This window comes from uncultured Pseudokineococcus sp., from assembly GCF_947499845.1.
In the GTDB taxonomy this organism is placed as follows: domain Bacteria; phylum Actinomycetota; class Actinomycetes; order Actinomycetales; family Quadrisphaeraceae; genus Pseudokineococcus.
Genome location: NZ_CANMPM010000009.1, coordinates 1 through 16,758 on the forward strand (window position 1 = coordinate 1; position 16,758 = coordinate 16,758).

Genomic DNA, 16,758 nt, shown 5'->3' on the forward strand with positions numbered 1-16,758 from the left:
TCCCGGGGGCGGACCGGGCGGCCCCGCCGCGTCAGCAGCCCGAGGACGTGGTCGTCGGCTCACGCACCGGAGGGCGCGCCGCGGTGCCAGACGTGGGGTGTCGTGGTGGTGACGGGCACCATCCCCGACCGCTCGAGCACGGGCCGGGAGGCGGGGCTGCAGTCGCTGTGCAGGAGCCGCCTGCCGAGGCGAAGCGCCGAGCGCGCCCGCGCCGCCGTCAGCGCGCGGTGGACGCCGCGCCCGCGCCACCCGGGGCGGACGGCCCCGCCCCACAGGCCGGCGACGTCGCTGCCCGCCACCGGCTCGAGGCGCCCGGCGCCGATGACGCGCCCGTCGACCTCGGCGACCCACAGCTCCGTGCCGTCCCCGGTGGCCAGGCGCCGCAGGAGGGCGTCGGCGTACCGCGGGGAGACGGGGTAGCCGAAGACCTCGTCCTGCATCGCGCTCATCGCCCGCACGTCGTCCTCGGAGGTGACCCGGCGCAGGACCACCTGCGGCGGCAGCGGGACGTCGACGGCCAGGAGCCGCGCGTCGCCCATCACCACCACCTCCTGCTGCTGCTGGACGAAGCCGTGCTCGCGCAGGGCCGCGTGCAGACCGGGTGCGGCGTCGTGGCCCCGCGCCTTCCACTCCACCCGCTCGACGACGGGGTCGGCGCGGTAGTGCTCGAGCGCCCCGGCCACCAGCTCGCGCACGGTGGCGGCGTCCGCGCCGGCGAGGTCGCGGTAGGTGACGAACCCCCGGCCGCCGTCGAAGGTCACCAGCCGCAGCGGGCCGAGGCGGGTGACCGCCCGGGCGCTGGGGGTCTCGGCGTCGGTGCGCAGCTGGTCGTCGTAGAGCGCGAGGAGGGCGGCGGGGGCGAGGTCCACGCCGGGACCCTGCGCGGGCGGGGCCGGGCCGGGCAAGGGACTTCCGGGAGCCGCGCCGCCGTCGGACCGGCTCCCACCACGGGCGCTCCCCCCGACGGCGACGTCCGTCTCGGAGGGGGTCGCGGCGTGCACGGGACCGCTCGCTCAGGACGCGGTGGACCGGCCGCCGAGCAGGTCGGTCAGGGCGGGGCGCAGGGTCGGGTGGGCGAAGGCGAAGCCGGCGGCCTGCAGGCGCGCCGGCACCACGCGGCGGCCCGTGAGCCCGAGCGCCGGGTCGGTCCGCAGCAGCAGCGCCCCGGCCCGGAGGAGGGGGGCGGGCGTCGGCGGTGCCGGCGGCCGTCCCACGACGGCGCGCAGGGTCGCCATGAGCTCGGCGTTGCGGACCGGGACGGGGCCGGTGGCCAGGACGACGCCGGACAGCGTCGGCTGCTCGAGCGCGGTGCGGACCACGGCGAGCCAGTCCTCGACGTGGATCCACGAGAACCACTGCCGCCCCGAGCCGACACGGCCCCCCAGGCCCCAGCGGGTCAGGAGGAGGAGCCGGTCGAGGGCCGGGGTGCCCCGGTCGAGCACGACGCTCGTCCGCAGCACCACGGTGCGCCGCGCGGGCAGGTCCGTCGCGGCGGCCTCCCAGGCGCGGGCGACCCCGGCCATCTGGGGCGGCCCGTCGGCGACGGGGGAGTCCTCGGTGAGGACGGCGTCGCCGGCGTCGCCGTGGATCGCGGCGGTGGAGGCCTGCACCCACACCGGCACGGGCTCGTCGAGCGCGGCCGCTGCGGTCGCGAGCGCGCGGGTGGGGCGGACCCGCGAGGTCGTGAGGAGGTCGACGTTCGCAGGGGTCGGCCGCCGGTCCACGAGCGCGCCGGCGAGGTTGACGACGGCGGCGCCCCGCAGCTCGCGGGCCCACGGGCCCGGCGTCGCGCCGTCCCAGCCCACCTGCCGGGGACGGGCCCGCGGGTCGGGGGTGCGGCTGAGGACGACGACGTCGTGGCCGCGCTCGGCGAGGTCGTCGCCCAGACGCCGGCCGAGGGCGCCGCTGCCACCGGCGATGACGACCTTCACCGGCTCACCGTAGGGCCGCGCCGGACCGGGGCGGCGCGGGCCGCGGCGGCCCTCGAGAGCGCCGCCGAGGGGCCGGGTGTCGGGGGGCTGGGGCAGGATGCCGGGCGTGAGCGCGACCCCGCCGGAGCAGCCCGCCGACGACCTGCACGGCGTCCCCGCGGGCGACGCGCCCGCCCCGCCGAGCCCCGCCACCGAGGACGACCGCCGCGCGTGGGCCGCCCTGGCCGACGAGGTGCGGGCGCACCAGTTCGCCTACTACGTGCGCGACGCCCCGAAGGTGCCCGACGCCACCTTCGACGCCCTGCTGCGGCGCCTGCAGGAGATGGAGGACGCGCACCCCGACCTGGCGGCGCCCGACTCGCCGACCCAGCGCGTGGGCGGCACCTTCTCGACGGAGTTCACCCCCGTCGACCACCTCGAGCGCCTGCTCAGCCTCGACAACGTCTTCACCGCGGACGAGCTCGACGAGTGGGTCGAGCGCGTCGTCCGCGAGGCCGGCGAGGGGGCGCGGCTGCGCTGGCTCTGCGAGCCGAAGATCGACGGGCTCGCCGTCGACCTCGTCTACGAGGAGGGCCGCCTGGTGCGGGCCGCCACGCGCGGGGACGGGCGCACGGGGGAGGACGTCACGCTCAACGTCCGCACGCTGCACGGCGTCCCGCACCGCCTCGACGGCTCCTCGGCGCCCGTGCCCGCGCTCCTCGAGGTGCGCGGCGAGGTCTTCTTCCCCGTCGAGGCCTTCGCCGAGCTCAACGCCGGCCTCGTCGAGGCGGGCAAGCAGCCCTTCGCCAACCCGCGCAACGCCGCGGCGGGGTCCTTGCGGCAGAAGGACCCCCGGGTCACCGCCCGACGTCCCCTGCGCGTGCTCGTCCACGGCCTCGGCCGCCGCGAGGGCTTCGACGTCGCGAGCCAGTCCGAGGCCTACGAGCGCCTCGCGGCCCTGGGCCTGCCCGTCAGCAGCCACGTGCGGGTCGTCGACGACGTCGACGCCGTGCGCGCCTTCGTCGCCCGCACGGGGGAGGGCCGCCACGACGTCGAGCACGAGATCGACGGCGCGGTGGTCAAGGTCGACGACCTGGCCATCCAGCGCCGCCTCGGCGCGACGAGCCGCGCCCCGCGCTGGGCCATCGCCTACAAGTTCCCGCCCGAGGAGGTCACCACCCGCCTGCTGGAGATCTCCGTCAACGTCGGGCGCACCGGCCGGGTCACCCCCTTCGCCCGCATGGAGCCCGTCCTCGTGGCGGGCTCGACGGTCGAGCTCGCCACGCTCCACAACGCCGACGAGGTGCGGCGCAAGGGCGTGCGGCCGGGCGACCTCGTCGTCGTCCGCAAGGCGGGCGACGTCATCCCCGAGGTGCTCGGCCCGGTGCTGGCCGAGGGCGCCGACCCGGCCGCCCGCGGCCCGGAGTGGCAGATGCCGACCGACTGCCCGTCCTGCGGCACCCCGCTGCGGCACGAGCGCGAGGGCGACAAGGACATCCGCTGCCCGAACGCGCGCACCTGCCCGGCCCAGCTGCGGGAGCGCCTGTTCCACATCGCCTCCCGCAACGCCCTGGACGTCGAGGCGCTCGGCTGGGAGGCCGCCGGAGCGCTGCTCGGCGGGGTGCCCGACGCCGGGGGGAGCCGCGACGCGCGGCCCGAGGACGACGGCGCGCCGGTCGACGCCGGCGACCGCGTGCTCACCGACGAGGGCGGCCTCTTCGCCCTCACCGACGCCGACCTGCTGCGGGTCCCGCTCTTCCGCAACAGCAACGGCGACCTGTCGGCCAACGGGCGGCGCCTGCTCGACAACCTCGCGGCCGCCCGCGAGAAGCCGCTGTGGCGGGTGCTCGTCGCCCTCTCGATCCGCCACGTCGGCCCCACCGCGGCGCGCTCGCTCGCCACGCGCTTCGGCAGCCTGGACGCCGTCGTCGGCGCCAGCGCCGAGGAGCTGGCCGCGGCCGACGGCGTCGGCCCCGTCATCGCCGAGGCCGTGGGCGCCTGGTGGGCCGTCGACTGGCACCGCGCCATCGTCGAGGCCTGGCGCGAGGCCGGCGTGCGGCTCGAGGACGAGCAGGACGCGTCCGCGCCGCGCCACCTCGAGGGCGTCACCGTCGTCGTCACCGGCGGGCTCGAGGGCTTCAGCCGCGACGGCGCCAAGGAGGCGATCCTCGCCCGCGGCGGAAAGGCCTCCGGCTCGGTGTCCAAGAAGACCGACTTCGTCGTCGTCGGCGAGAACGCCGGCCAGAAGGAGGTGCGGGCCCGCGAGCTGGGGCTGCGGATCCTCGACGAGGACGGCTTCCGCCTGCTGCTGGAGGAAGGGCCCGGCGCGCTGCCGGCGCCCGAGCCGCCCGCCGACCAGGCCGACGTCGAGGCGGCGGGCGAGGCGGACGGCGGGGCCGCGGACGAGGGCGGGGCGGCGGCCGCCCCCGCGGCCGACGAGCCCGCGGCCGACGAGCCCGGGGACGACGGGCTCGCCGTCGAGGCGCCCGCGACGAGGCCGCGCAGGACCGACCTCGACGACGTTCGGGCCTGGGCCCGGGAGAACGGGCACGACGTCGCCGCGCGGGGCCGCGTCCGGCAGGCGGTCCTCGACGCCTACGACGCCCGCGAGGGAGCCTGACGGGGTGGCACCCCTCCCGCTCGGCGGGTCGGGCCGGCCGCCTCCCGGCTCCTAGACTCACGCGCATGCCCGCCCTCTCACCCGACGACGTGGCGCGCCTCGCGGCCCTCGCGCGCATCGACCTCGAGCCCGCGGAGCTGGAGCGGCTGGCCGGCGAGCTCGACGCCGTCGTCGCCGCGGTCGCCTCCGTGTCCTCCGTCGTGTCCGACGACGTGCCCGCCACGAGCCACCCGCTGCCGCTCGTCGACGTCTACCGGGAGGACGTCGTCGAGCCGTCCCTGCCCGCGGAGGACGTCCTCGCCGGCGCGCCCGCGGCCCAGGACGGCCGCTTCCTCGTCCCCCAGATCCTCGAGGAGGACTGATGGCCCCCTCGGCCGACCGGAGCAGCGGCCCGCAGAACGGCGCGGACGAGCTCGTCCGCGCGAGCGCCGCCGACCTCGCCCGCCGCCTCACCGCCGGCGAGGTCACGAGCGAGGACGTCGTGCGCGCGCACCTCGACCGCATCGCCGCCGTCGACGGCGCGCCCGGCGACGGACGCGGCGTCGCGGCCTACCTCCACGTCAGCGGCGAGGAGGCGCTGGCGACGGCCCGCGACGTCGACGCCCGCCGCGCGGCCGGCGAGCAGCTGCACGCCCTCGCCGGCGTCCCCGTCGCCGTCAAGGACGTCGTCGTCACGCGCGGCACGCCCACGACGGCGGGCTCGAAGATCCTCGAGGGTTGGGTGCCGCCGTACGACGCCACGCTGGTCGAGCGGCTTCGCGTCGCGGGGATGCCGGTGCTCGGCAAGACGAACATGGACGAGTTCGCCATGGGCAGCTCGACCGAGCACTCCGCCTACGGGCCGACGCGCAACCCCTGGGACACCTCGCGGACGCCGGGCGGCTCCGGCGGCGGCAGCGCCGCGGCGGTCGCCGCCTTCGAGGCGCCCCTGGCCGTGGGCACCGACACCGGCGGCTCGATCCGCCAGCCCGCCGCCGTCACCGGCTCGGTCGGCGTGAAGCCCACCTACGGCGGGATCTCGCGCTACGGGCTCATCGCCATGGCCTCGAGCCTCGACCAGGCGGGACCCTGCGCCCGGTCCGTGCTCGACGCGGCGCTCCTGCACGAGGTCATGGGCGGCCACGACCCCCGCGACGCGACGTCGCTGCCCGACCCCGTCGGCCCGCTCGCCGAGGCCGCCCGCTCGCGCGACGTGCGCGGCATGCGCGTCGGCGTCGTGCGCGAGCTCACCGGCGAGGGCTTCTCGGCCGAGGTCATGGCCAGCTTCCGGTCCGCGGTGGACCTGCTGGCGGACGCCGGGGCCGAGGTCGTCGAGGTCTCCTGCCCGACCTTCGCCCACGCCCTCGACGCCTACTACCTCGTCATGCCGAGCGAGGCCTCGAGCAACCTGGCCCGCTTCGACGGCATGCGCTTCGGCCTGCGGGTGGAGCCGTCCGAGGGCCCGGTGACGGCCGAGCGCGTCATGGCCGCCACGCGCGGCGCGGGCTTCGGCCCCGAGGTCAAGCGCCGGATCATCCTCGGCACGTACGCCCTGTCGGCCGGCTACTACGACGCCTACTACGGCTCGGCGCAGAAGGTCCGCACGCTCGTCCAGCGCGACTTCGCGGCGGCGCATGAGCAGGCCGACGTCCTCGTCTCGCCGACGGCGCCGACGACGGCGTTCCCGCTGGGGAGCCGCCTCGACGACCCGCTCGCCATGTACGCCGCCGACATCGCCACCATCCCCGCCAACCTCGCGGGCGTGCCGGGCATGTCGCTGCCGAGCGGACTCGCCGCCGACGGCCTGCCCGTCGGCTTCCAGGTCATGGCGCCGGCCCGCGCCGACGAGCGCCTCTACCGCCTCGGCGGCGCCCTCGAGGCGCTGCTCGAGGACCGCTGGGGCGGGCCGCTGCTCGCCTCGGCCCCGGCCCTCGACACCGTGCCCGCCCGACCGGAGGTCGCCACCGCATGAGCACCGCCACCGCACCGGCCGCCACCGGCGGCGAGCCGCTCGTCGCCTACGACGACGCCACGGCGCGCTACGACGTCGTCATCGGCCTCGAGGTCCACGTCGAGCTCGGCACCGCGACGAAGATGTTCGACGGCTCCTCGACGGCCTTCGGCGCCGAGCCCAACACCCAGGTGTCCCCGGTGTCGCTCGGCCTGCCGGGCGCGCTGCCCGTGGTCAACCGCACGGCGGTCGAGCACGGCATCCGCATCGGCCTGGCGCTCGACTGCAGCATCGCGGAGATGTGCCGCTTCGCCCGGAAGAACTACTTCTACCCGGACATGCCGAAGAACTTCCAGACGTCGCAGTACGACGAGCCCCTCGCGGCCGACGGGCACCTCGACGTCGTCCTCGAGGACGGCACGCCGTGGCGCGTCGAGGTCGAGCGGGCGCACTTGGAGGAGGACACGGGCAAGTCGACGCACGTCGGCGGGGCCACGGGCCGCATCCACGGCGCCGACCACTCCCTCGTCGACTACAACCGCGCCGGCATCCCGCTCGTGGAGATCGTCACGCGGCCCGTCGCCGGCGCCGGGGCGCGCGCCCCCGAGGTGGCCCGCGCCTACGTCGCCGCGCTGCGCGACCTGCTGCGCGCGCTCGGCGTCTCCGAGGCCCGCATGGAGCAGGGCCAGATGCGCGCCGACGTCAACGTCTCGCTGCGGCCCTCGCCCGACGCGCCGCTCGGGACGCGCACGGAGACGAAGAACGTCAACTCCTTCCGCTCCGTCGAGCGGGCCGTGCGGTACGAGGTGTCGCGCCAGGCCGCGGTCCTCGACGCGGGCGGGTCGGTGCTGCAGGAGACGCGGCACTGGCACGAGGACACGGGCATCACGACGTCCGGGCGCGTGAAGTCCGACGCCGACGACTACCGCTACTTCCCCGAGCCCGACCTCGTGCCCCTGACGCCGTCGCGCGCCTGGGTCGAGGAGGTCCGCGCGTCCCTGCCCGAGCTGCCCGTCGCCCGCCGCGCGCGCCTGCAGGCGGAGTGGGGCTACAGCGACCTCGAGATGCGCGACGTCGTCAACGCCGGGCTCCTCGACGTCATCTCCGCGACCGTGGCGCAGGGCGCGAGCCCGGCCGCCGCCCGCAAGTGGTGGGGCGGGGAGCTGGCGCGCACCGCCAACGCCCGCGAGGTGGAGGTGACGGCGCTGCCCGTCGGCCCCGCCGAGGTCGCCGAGCTCGCCAGGCTCGTCGAGTCGGGGCGCATCACCGACCGGATGGCGCGCGAGGTGCTCGAGGGCGTGCTCGCGGGGGAGGGGACGCCCACCGAGGTCGTCACCGCCCGCGGCCTCGAGGTCGTCTCCGACGAGTCGGCGCTCGTCACGGCCGTGGACGAGGCGCTGGCGGCGAACCCGGACGTCGCGGAGAAGATCCGCGGCGGGAAGGTGCAGGCCGCCGGCGCCGTCGTGGGCGCCGTCATGAAGGCCACCCGCGGGGCGGCCGACGCCAAGCGCGTGCGCGAGCTCGTGCTCGAGCGGGTCGGCGCACCGCAGGCCTGAGCCCGAGCGCGGTCCCGGCGGCCGGGCCCGGCCGTCGGGACTCGGCCGTCGGGCCTCGGTCGTCAGGGCTCGGTCGTCAGGGCTCGGTCGTCAGGGCGAGGGCGTCGCCGCCGGTAGCGTTCCGGGGTGCCTCCCGAGACCGCCGCCCCGTCCGCCAGCGAGCCCCGCGCCCCCCGGCCGGGCCCGGTCGTCCGTCCGCTCGGGCCCGAGGACCACGCCCGGCAGTGGCGCCTGCACGCGCTGTCCTTCGGCGAGGACCTGTCGTCGCCGCCCGATCCCGGCACGGAGCCCGAGGGCGCCGTCCGCTACGGCGCGCTGGGCGACGACGGCGACCTCCTCGGCGCGGTGACGCTCCTGCCGCGCGAGCACTGGTGGGGCGGGCGGCGCGTCGTGGCCGCCGACGTCACCGACGTCGCCGTCCAGCCGGAGGCCCGCGGCGCGGGCGTCGCGACGTCCCTGCTCCGCGCCCTCCTCGAGGGCGCCCGCGAGCGGGGCGCCGCCGTCTCGGCGCTCTTCCCGACCGTCGCCGGGCTCTACCGCCGCGCCGGCTGGGAGGTCACGGGCACGCTGACGACCGTCGAGGTGCCCACGCACGCCCTGGCGCGCAGCGGGGCGGCGCCCGGCCTCACCACGCGCACCGGCGGGGCCGCCGACCTGCCCGCGGTGGCCGCCCTCTACGAGCGCGAGGCCCGCGCGCGCAGCGGCATGCTCGTCCGCCCGGCGCCGGGGACGGACCGCCTGCCCGAGGGCGTCGACGGCCTGACCCTCGTCGAGGACGGCGACCGGCTCGTCGCCGCCGCGAGCTGGCACCGCGGCCGGGGCTACGGCCGCGAGGCCGTCTTCACGGTCCGCGACGTCGTCGCCGACACCCCGGCGGCCGCGCGGACGCTGCTGGGAGTGCTGGCCGGCTGGGCGCCGGTCGCCCGCAACCTCCACCTGCGCCTGCTGCGCGGGGACGCCGTCGCCACCGCGCTGCCCGTCGAGCTCGCCCGCGTCGTCGACCGCAAGGTTGTCATGCACCGGGTGGTGGACCTCGAGCAGGCCATGGTGCAGCGCGGCTGGCCGCAGCCGCTGTCGGGGTCGGTGGTCGTCGAGCTGCAGGACGACCTCGCGCCGTGGAACTCCGGCACCTGGGAGCTGTCGGTCTCCGGGGGCCGCGGCCGTGCGGTCCGCACGGACGCCGCGCCGGTGGTCCGCCTGACCCCCTCCGGCCTGGCCGCCCTCTACGCCGGGTCGGTCACCGCGCTCGGCGCCGTGCGCACCGCGGGCGCCGAGGTGCTCGGCGACGACGAGGACGCCGCCCTCGGGGCGCTCGACGTGCTCGCCGGCGGCGACCTCGTCGAGGTGCTCGACTACTTCTGACGTGCGCACCCCACCCGGGCGCGAGCGCCCCGCTCGACGTCGCCCGACGCCCCCGGCATGAGCGGCGGGCTGCTCGCGACCGCGCTCGCGGCCCTCTCCCGCGACGGCGTCGACCTGCCCGCGGCGGCTGCTCTGCCCGAGCTCCTCGCCGCCCTGGGCGGCGCGGGCCGGGCGCTGCTCGTCGCGCCGCCCGGAACGGGCAAGACGACGCTGGCCCCGCTCGCGCTCGCCGACGCCCTGGCGGAGCGCGGCGGCCCCGCCCGCGTCGTCGTCACCGAGCCGCGGCGCGTCGCGGTGCGCGCCGCCGCCGGGCGGATGGCGGCGCTCCTCGGCGAGGAGGTGGGCGGCGCCGTCGGGTACGCCGTCCGCGGCGAGCGGCGCACGAGCGCGCGCACCCGCGTGGAGGTCGTGACGACCGGGCTGCTCCTGCGCCGGCTCCAGGCCGACCCCGAGCTCCCGGGCGCGGGCGCCGTGCTGCTCGACGAGGTGCACGAGCGGGCGCTGGACGCCGACCTCGCCCTGGCGCTCGTCGTCGACGCCCGCGCGGTGCTCCGCCCCGACCTGTGGCTCGTGGCGGCGTCCGCGACCCTCGACCAGGCGGCCCTGCGGCGCGCGCTCGCGGGGGCCCCGCCGCCCGACCCCTCGGCGCCCGACCCCTCGCCGCCCGACCCGTCGGCGTCGTCCGAGGTCGCGGACGGCGCCGCGGGGCCGGTGCCCGTCGTCGTCGCGACGGCGCCCGTGCACCCGCTCGCGGTGGTGCACGACCCGCCGCCGCCCGGGCTCGACCCGCCGCAGGGCCTGCGGGTGGACCCGCGGCTGCTCGAGCACGTCGCCGCGGCCACGGCCCGGGCGCTCGACGCCCACCCCGGCGACGTGCTCGTCGTCCTCCCGGGCGCGCGCGAGATCGCTCGCGTGCAGGCCCGGCTGCGGGCCGCGCGCCCCGACGTCGACGTCCTCGCGCTGCACGGGCGCACGCCGCGGGCGGAGCAGGACCGAGCGCTGCGGCCGGGCCCGCGCCGGCGCGTGGTCGTCGCCAGCGCCGTCGCGGAGTCGAGCCTCACCGTCCCCGGCGTGCGCGTCGTCGTGGACGCCGGCCTCGCGCGGGTGCCGCGGACCGACCACGCCCGCGGCCTGGCGGGGCTGGACACCGTGCGGGTCTCGCGCGCCTCGGCCGAGCAGCGCGCCGGCCGCGCGGCCCGGGAGGGGCCGGGCGTGGTCGTCCGCTGCTGGTCGGCCGCGGACGACGCCCGCCTGCCGCCGCGCCCGGAGCCGGAGGTGGCGACGGCGGACCTCGCCGGCGCCCTACTGGCCCTCGCCTGCTGGGGCAGCCCCCGCGGGGAGGGGCTGGCGCTGCCCGACCCGCTGCCCGCGGGCGCCGTCGCCGCGGCCGAGCGGGCCCTCGGCGACCGCGGGCTCCTCGACGCCGCGGGCCGCGCCACGCCGCTGGGGCGTGAGGTGGCGGGCACGGGGCTGGACCCGCGGCTCGGCCGGGCGCTGCTGCTGGGCGCCCGGGCCGTCGGGTCGCGCGCGGCGGCGGAGGTCGTGGCGCTGCTGTCCGAGGACGGCCCTGGGGGCGGCACTGGGGCGGGCGACGACCTCGTCGCGGCGTGGCGCGCGCTGCGGCGCGGGGACGACGCCGCGCGCTCGGCGGCCTGGCGGCGGGAGGTCGAGCGGCTGCGGGGGTCGCTCCGCTCCGCCGCGGACCGTCGGCCGACGACCGCCGGCCCGGGGAGCGGTGCAGGTGGGCTCGCCGGCGACGACGAGGCGGTGGCCGGCCTCGTCGTCGCCCTGGCGCACCCGGAGCGGGTGGGGCGCCGTCGACGCGGGGCCGACGGCGGCGAGCGCGACGAGCTGCTCCTCGTCGGCGGCACGGGCGCGCGGCTCGTCCCCGGGTCGGCCTGGTCGGGGTCGTCCTGGTCGCGCTCGGGCGCGCCGACGGGTCGCGGGGACGGCCCGGCGCCGGACGGCTGGCTGGCCGTCGCGCGTCTCGACCGGCCCCTCGGGTCGGCCGACGCCGTGGTCCGCCTCGCCGCGCCGGTCTCCGAGGACGCCGCCCGCCTCGCCGCGGCGCCGCTGCTGGAGACGGAGGAGGAGGTCGCCTGGGTCGGGGGCGCGGGTGGCGACGTCCGGGCCCGCCGCGTCGAGCGGCTGGGCGCCGTCGTCCTCGCCGAGGCGCCCCTCACCGACCCGCCGCCGGAGGCGCTGCAGGCCGCCCTGCTCGACGGGCTCGGGCGGGCGGGCCTCGCCCTCCTCGCCCCCTCGGACGCCGCGGAGCGCCTGCGGCTGCGCCTCGCCGCGCTGGGGGCCGCCCTCGGGGAGCCGTGGCCCGACGTCTCGCCCGAGGCGCTCGTCGCGGGCGCCGCGGGGTGGCTGGGCCCCGAGCTCGCCGCGGCACGGCGTCGCTCCGACCTCGCGCGCACCGACGTCGCGACCGCCCTGAGGCGGCTGCTGCCGTGGCCGCAGGCCTCCCGCCTCGACGAGCTGGCGCCCGAGCGGCTGGCCCTGCCGTCCGGACGGACGGCGCGCCTGGACTACGCCGACCCGCTCGCGCCCGTCCTCGCCGTCCGGCTGCAGGACGTCCTCGGCTGGCAGGACGCGCCCCGCGTGGCGGACGGGCGCACCGCCGTCGTCGTCCACCTGCTCTCCCCGGCGGGCCGCCCCCTCGCGGTGACGGGCGACCTCGCGTCCTTCTGGCGCGGCCCCTACGCGCAGGTCCGCGCCGAGATGCGCGGGCGCTACCCCAAGCACGCCTGGCCCGAGGACCCGCTCGCTCGATGAGCCCGGGCCTCCGGCGGTGAAGGGGGCGTCACCTTCGCGTGGGGAGCGTTCCCAGGGGTGAAGGAGGCGTCACCTTCGCGTGGGGAGAGGCTTCTGAGGTGAAGGAGGCGTCACCTTCGCGTGGGGAAGGGCCCAGGGGGTGAAGGAGGCGTCACCTTCCCGTCGAGAGGGCTTCCCGAGGTGAAGGAGGCGTCACCTTCACGACGAGGGCCGGGGCGACGACGTCCGGCTCAGCCGAGCGGCAGCCGCAGCAGCTGGTCCTCGCCGTCGCCGTCGTTCGTCAGCACCCGCAGCGCGCCGCCGCCCGGGGCCACGGCGACGTCGCGCAGGCGCCCGTGCTCGCCGACGAGGTACGGCTCGGGCTGCCCGACCGGACCGCCCTCCGACGACGTCGCCACGGGCACCCGCCAGAGCCGCTGCCCGCGCAGGGCGCTCACCCACACGGCGTCGTCGGTCACCGCCAGGCCGCTGGGGGAGGCCTCCGACGGGCGCCACCAGACGAGGGGGTCGGTGAAGCCGGCGTCGGCGGCGTCCTGCCCGCCGGGGCCCTCGACCTCCGGCCAGCCGTAGTTGCGCCCGGGCTCCAGGAGGTTGAGCTCGTCCCAGGTGTCCTGGCCGAACTCGCTGGCGTACAGGCGGTCCTGCGCGTCCCAGCCCAGCCCCTGGACGTTGCGGTGGCCCAGCGTCCAGACCGGGGAGCCCTCCGTGGGGTTGCCCGGGGCCGGCGCGCCGTCCGGCGTGACGCGCAGGACCTTGCCGGCGAGCGACGCCGCGTCCTGGGCCAGCTCGGGCTGCCGCGCGTCGCCCGTCGTCACGTAGAGCAGGCCGTCGGGCCCGAAGGCGAGGCGGCCGCCGTTGTGGACCTGCGCGCGGGGGATGCCCGCGAGCACCGTCTCCGGCTCGCCGAGCCCGTCACCGGACAGGACGGCGCGCACGACGGCGTTGTCGTCGGCCCGCGTGACGTAGGCGTAGACGAGCCCGTCCTCGACGAAGGACGGCGACAGCGCGAGCCCCAGGAGGCCGCCCTCGCCGCGCGGCAGGGCGCCGCCGAAGGTCTCGTCGGGGCTCGTCGTCGGCACGTCGGACACCTGGCCGTCCGCGGTGAGCCGCACCACCCGGGCCTCGTCGCGCAGGCTCAGCAGCGACGAGCCGTCCGGGAGGGCGACGACCGACCAGGGGAGCGGCAGGCCCTCGGCGACCACCTCGGCGGGTCCGGCGGGCGTCCCGCTCGCGCTCGGGGCGGTGGGGGTCGGGGTCGTCGTCGGCGCGTCGGCGACGGCTGACGGCGAGGGGGTCGTCGGCGAGGAGCCCGCCGTCGACGCGGGCACCTCGCCCGTCGGCGCGGGGGAGGCGCCCGGGTCCTCGCCGCCGCAGGCCGCGAGGCCCAGCGCCGCGACGGCGGCGACGGCCGCGCGCGAGGCGCGCACGGCTCGGCGGGAGCTGGCGATCGGGCGTCCGGCACGGAGGGAGGCGGCCATGGGGGGAGAACGACCGGGTGCGCCCGCGTGATCCCCGGCCGGCGTCCGAGCCGGGTCCGCGGGCGGTCGGCGGGGCAGCGTCACTCCCGGCACCGTCCCCTCCCCGAACCGTCCCCTCCCCGAACCGTCCCCTCCCCGAACCGTCCCCTCCCCGAACCTTCCCCTCCCGCCGGCGAGGAGCCGCCACCGCGCCGCCGGGACGAGGTCCCACCACGATGGCCGCATGGCCGGTCGACCGCTCGTGTCCCTGCCCGAGGCCGCGCTCGCCCGCGAGGTCGGCGTCCCCCTCGTCGGGGAGGCCGGCACGCCGGACGGCGCCGGCTCCGACGGCACTGACATGCCCGACGGCCCGGGCGTCGAGGCGGTCGTGTGGGACCTCGAGCAGCCGCCGGCGCACGCGCTGGCCGCCGAGCAGGTCGAGCGGCTGTCCCTCGTCGTCCTGCCCTACCAGGGCCGCCCGGCGGCGCTCGGCTCCCTGCGCGACCTGCCCGCGCTGCGGGTCGTGCAGACCCAGACGACCGGGGTCGACGCCGTCGCGGCGCACGTGCCCGACGGCGTCGCGCTCGCCTCGGCCGCGGGCGCCCACGACGCCGGGACGGGCGAGATCGCGCTCGCGCTGCTGCTCGCGAGCGTCCGGCGGCTCGACGACGCCGTCCGCGACGCCCAGGAGGGCCGCTGGCGGGGTCCCGAGGGCCTGCGCCCGGGGCTCGCCGGGCGCACCGTCGTCGTCCTCGGGGCGGGCGGCATCGGCGACGCCGTCGTGCGCCGCCTCCGGCCGTTCGAGGTGGACGTCGTCCGCGTCGCCACCCGCGCCCGCACCGACGACCTCGGGCCCGTCCACGGCGTCGACGAGCTGGACGCGCTGCTGCCGCGGGCGGACGCCCTCGTCCTCGCCGTCCCCCTGACCGACGGGACGCGCGGCCTCGTGGACGCCGGGGTGCTGGCCGCGCTGCCCGACGGCGCCGTCGTCGTCAACGTCGCGCGCGGGCCCGTCGTCGACACCGACGCCCTCGTCGCCGAGGTGGCCGCCGGCCGCCTGCGGGCGGCGCTCGACGTCACCGACCCCGAGCCGCTGCCGCCCGAGCACCCGCTGTGGCGGCTGCCCGGCGCTATCGTCACGCCCCACGTCGGCGGCGCGACCGACGCCATGCGCCCGCGCGTCGTCGCGCTGCTGCGCCGCCAGCTGGCGGCGCTCGCCGCGGGGGAGCCGCTCGAGAACGTCGTCCGCGGGGCCTGACGGCTGCGCGGCGGGGCCTGGCGGCCAGGGACCGCAGGGCGGACGCCCGCCGGGGCGCCGGGACGGGCGCTCCTACACTCCGCGGCATGACGCAGGCACCCGAGCGCAGCAGCTCCACCACGACCCCCGCCGCCGCGGGTGTCGACCGGAAGCCGCGCAGCCGCCAGGTCACCGACGGGCTCGAGGCCACGGCCTCGCGCGGCATGCTCCGCGCCGTCGGGATGGGCGACGACGACTTCGCCAAGCCCCAGATCGGGGTCGCGAGCTCGTGGAACGAGATCACGCCGTGCAACCTCTCCCTCGACCGGCTCGCGAAGTCGGTCAAGGACGGCGTCCACGCCGCCCAGGGCTACCCGCTGGAGTTCGGGACCATCTCGGTCTCCGACGGCATCTCCATGGGCCACGAGGGCATGCACTTCTCGCTCGTGAGCCGCGAGGTCATCGCCGACAGCGTCGAGACCGTCATGCAGGCCGAGCGCCTCGACGGCTCGGTGCTCCTCGCCGGCTGCGACAAGTCGCTGCCGGGCATGCTCATGGCCGCCGCGCGCCTCGACTTCGCCAGCGTCTTCCTCTACGCCGGCTCGATCCTCCCCGGCGTCGCCAAGCTGTCCGACGGCAGCGAGAAGCAGGTGACGATCATCGACGCCTTCGAGGCGGTCGGGGCCTGCTCGCGCGGGCTCATGAGCCGCGAGGACGTCGACGCCATCGAGCGGGCCATCTGCCCCGGCGAGGGCGCCTGCGGCGGCATGTACACGGCCAACACCATGGCCAGCGCCGCCGAGGCGCTCGGCATGTCGCTGCCCGGCTCGGCCGCGCCGCCCGCCACCGACCGCCGCCGCGACGGCTTCGCCCGCCGGTCCGGCGCCGCGGTCGTCGGCCTGCTGGAGCGGGGCATCACGGCCCGGGACATCATGACGAAGGAGGCGTTCGAGAACGCCATCGCCGTCGTCATGGCCTTCGGCGGGTCGACCAACGCCGTCCTGCACCTGCTCGCCATCGCCAACGAGGCCGAGGTGGACCTCACGCTCGACGACTTCGACCGCATCGGCAGCCAGGTCCCGCACCTGGCCGACGTGAAGCCCTTCGGCCGCCACGTCATGACCGACGTCGACCGCGTCGGCGGCGTCCCCGTCGTCATGCGCGCGCTGCTCGACGCCGGCCTGCTCCACGGCGACGTCCTCACGGTGACGGGGAAGACGATGGCCGAGAACCTCGCCGACATCGCGCCCCCGGACGTCGACGGCGCCGTGCTCCGGGCGATGGACGCCCCGATCCACCGCACCGGCGGCATCACCGTGCTCAAAGGCTCGCTCGCCCCCGGCGGCGCCGTCGTGAAGTCGGCCGGCTTCGAGTCGGACGTCTTCGAGGGCACGGCCCGCGTCTTCGACCGCGAGCGCGCCGCGATGGACGCCCTCGAGGACGGCACCATCAGCGCCGGCGACGTCGTCGTCATCCGCTACGAGGGCCCCAAGGGCGGCCCGGGCATGCGCGAGATGCTCGCCATCACGGGCGCCATCAAGGGCGCCGGCCTCGGCAAGGACGTCCTGCTCCTCACCGACGGCCGCTTCTCCGGCGGCACGACGGGCCTGTGCGTCGGCCACGTCGCCCCCGAGGCCGTCGACGCCGGCCCCATCGCCTTCGTCCGCGACGGCGACCGCATCCGCCTCGACGTCACGGCCAAGACCCTCGACGTCCTCGTCGACGACGCCGAGCTGGCCCAGCGCCGCGCCGACGGCTGGCAGCCGCTCCCGCAGCGCTACACCCGCGGGGTCCTCGCGAAGTACGCCAAGCTCGTCGGCTCGGCGTCGGGCGGGGCCGTCCTGGCCTGAGGCGCGCGGACCGCCGGGCCCGACCCGCTCGTCGCTCGTGACCGTGCACGGACGCGAG

At 78.3% G+C, this 16,758-nt stretch carries 11 protein-coding genes; 8 read left to right on the plus strand and 3 right to left on the minus strand.

From position 1 onward, the window contains the following. Positions 1-59 precede the first annotated feature (59 nt). Together Q0789_RS09875 and Q0789_RS09880 are read right to left on the minus strand one after the other, a co-directional pair. Positions 60-869, minus strand: a complete 810-nt coding sequence (locus Q0789_RS09875) for a GNAT family N-acetyltransferase (protein ID WP_298804667.1) — start codon at positions 867-869, stop codon at positions 60-62. Between the two features lie 144 nt (positions 870-1,013). Next, on the minus strand, positions 1,014-1,931 hold the full coding sequence (locus Q0789_RS09880) for a TIGR01777 family oxidoreductase (RefSeq protein ID WP_298804669.1): 918 nt from the start codon (positions 1,929-1,931) through the stop codon (positions 1,014-1,016). 220 nt (positions 1,932-2,151) lie between these two features. On the opposite strand from Q0789_RS09880, the gene ligA reads away from it, so the two are divergent. From ligA to Q0789_RS09910, 6 genes are all read left to right on the plus strand, one after another. Beyond that, positions 2,152-4,530 (plus strand): NAD-dependent DNA ligase LigA, encoded by a 2,379-nt coding sequence (gene ligA / locus Q0789_RS09885; protein ID WP_366917705.1) that lies wholly within the window; start codon positions 2,152-2,154, stop codon positions 4,528-4,530. A 65-nt stretch (positions 4,531-4,595) separates the two neighbouring features. Beyond that, the gene (gene gatC / locus Q0789_RS09890) at positions 4,596-4,892 is read left to right on the plus strand and encodes an Asp-tRNA(Asn)/Glu-tRNA(Gln) amidotransferase subunit GatC (RefSeq protein ID WP_298804673.1); all 297 of its coding nucleotides are present in this window, start codon (positions 4,596-4,598) and stop codon (positions 4,890-4,892) included. Further along, complete coding sequence (gene gatA / locus Q0789_RS09895) at positions 4,892-6,481, plus strand: Asp-tRNA(Asn)/Glu-tRNA(Gln) amidotransferase subunit GatA (protein ID WP_298804675.1); 1,590 nt, start codon at positions 4,892-4,894, stop codon at positions 6,479-6,481. The genes gatC and gatA overlap by 1 nt, the downstream gene beginning before the upstream one ends. Next, a complete protein-coding gene (gatB, locus tag Q0789_RS09900; protein WP_298804677.1) occupies positions 6,478-8,016 on the plus strand; it encodes an Asp-tRNA(Asn)/Glu-tRNA(Gln) amidotransferase subunit GatB in 1,539 nt (512 codons plus the stop codon). The genes gatA and gatB overlap by 4 nt, the downstream gene beginning before the upstream one ends. A 126-nt stretch (positions 8,017-8,142) precedes the next feature. After that, positions 8,143-9,378, plus strand: a complete 1,236-nt coding sequence (locus Q0789_RS09905; protein WP_298804679.1) for a GNAT family N-acetyltransferase — start codon at positions 8,143-8,145, stop codon at positions 9,376-9,378. Positions 9,379-9,435: 57 nt separating this feature from the next. Continuing rightward, positions 9,436-12,156 carry an ATP-dependent helicase C-terminal domain-containing protein gene (locus Q0789_RS09910; RefSeq protein WP_298804681.1) on the plus strand — a complete coding sequence of 907 codons (2,721 nt, stop codon included), beginning with the start codon at positions 9,436-9,438 and terminating at the stop codon, positions 12,154-12,156. 230 nt (positions 12,157-12,386) lie between these two features. On the opposite strand, the gene Q0789_RS09915 is transcribed toward Q0789_RS09910, so the two are convergent. Next, complete coding sequence (locus tag Q0789_RS09915) at positions 12,387-13,583, minus strand: PQQ-dependent sugar dehydrogenase (protein WP_298804683.1); 1,197 nt, start codon at positions 13,581-13,583, stop codon at positions 12,387-12,389. Between the two features lie 274 nt (positions 13,584-13,857). On the opposite strand from Q0789_RS09915, the gene Q0789_RS09920 reads away from it, so the two are divergent. Together Q0789_RS09920 and ilvD are read left to right on the plus strand one after the other, a co-directional pair. Continuing rightward, positions 13,858-14,871 (plus strand): NAD(P)-dependent oxidoreductase, encoded by a 1,014-nt coding sequence (locus Q0789_RS09920; protein WP_298804685.1) that lies wholly within the window; start codon positions 13,858-13,860, stop codon positions 14,869-14,871. Positions 14,872-14,957: 86 nt separating this feature from the next. Further along, positions 14,958-16,700: a dihydroxy-acid dehydratase gene (ilvD, locus tag Q0789_RS09925; RefSeq protein ID WP_298804687.1), complete on the plus strand. Its 1,743-nt coding sequence runs from the start codon at positions 14,958-14,960 to the stop codon at positions 16,698-16,700. The last annotated feature ends 58 nt before the right edge of the window (positions 16,701-16,758 follow it).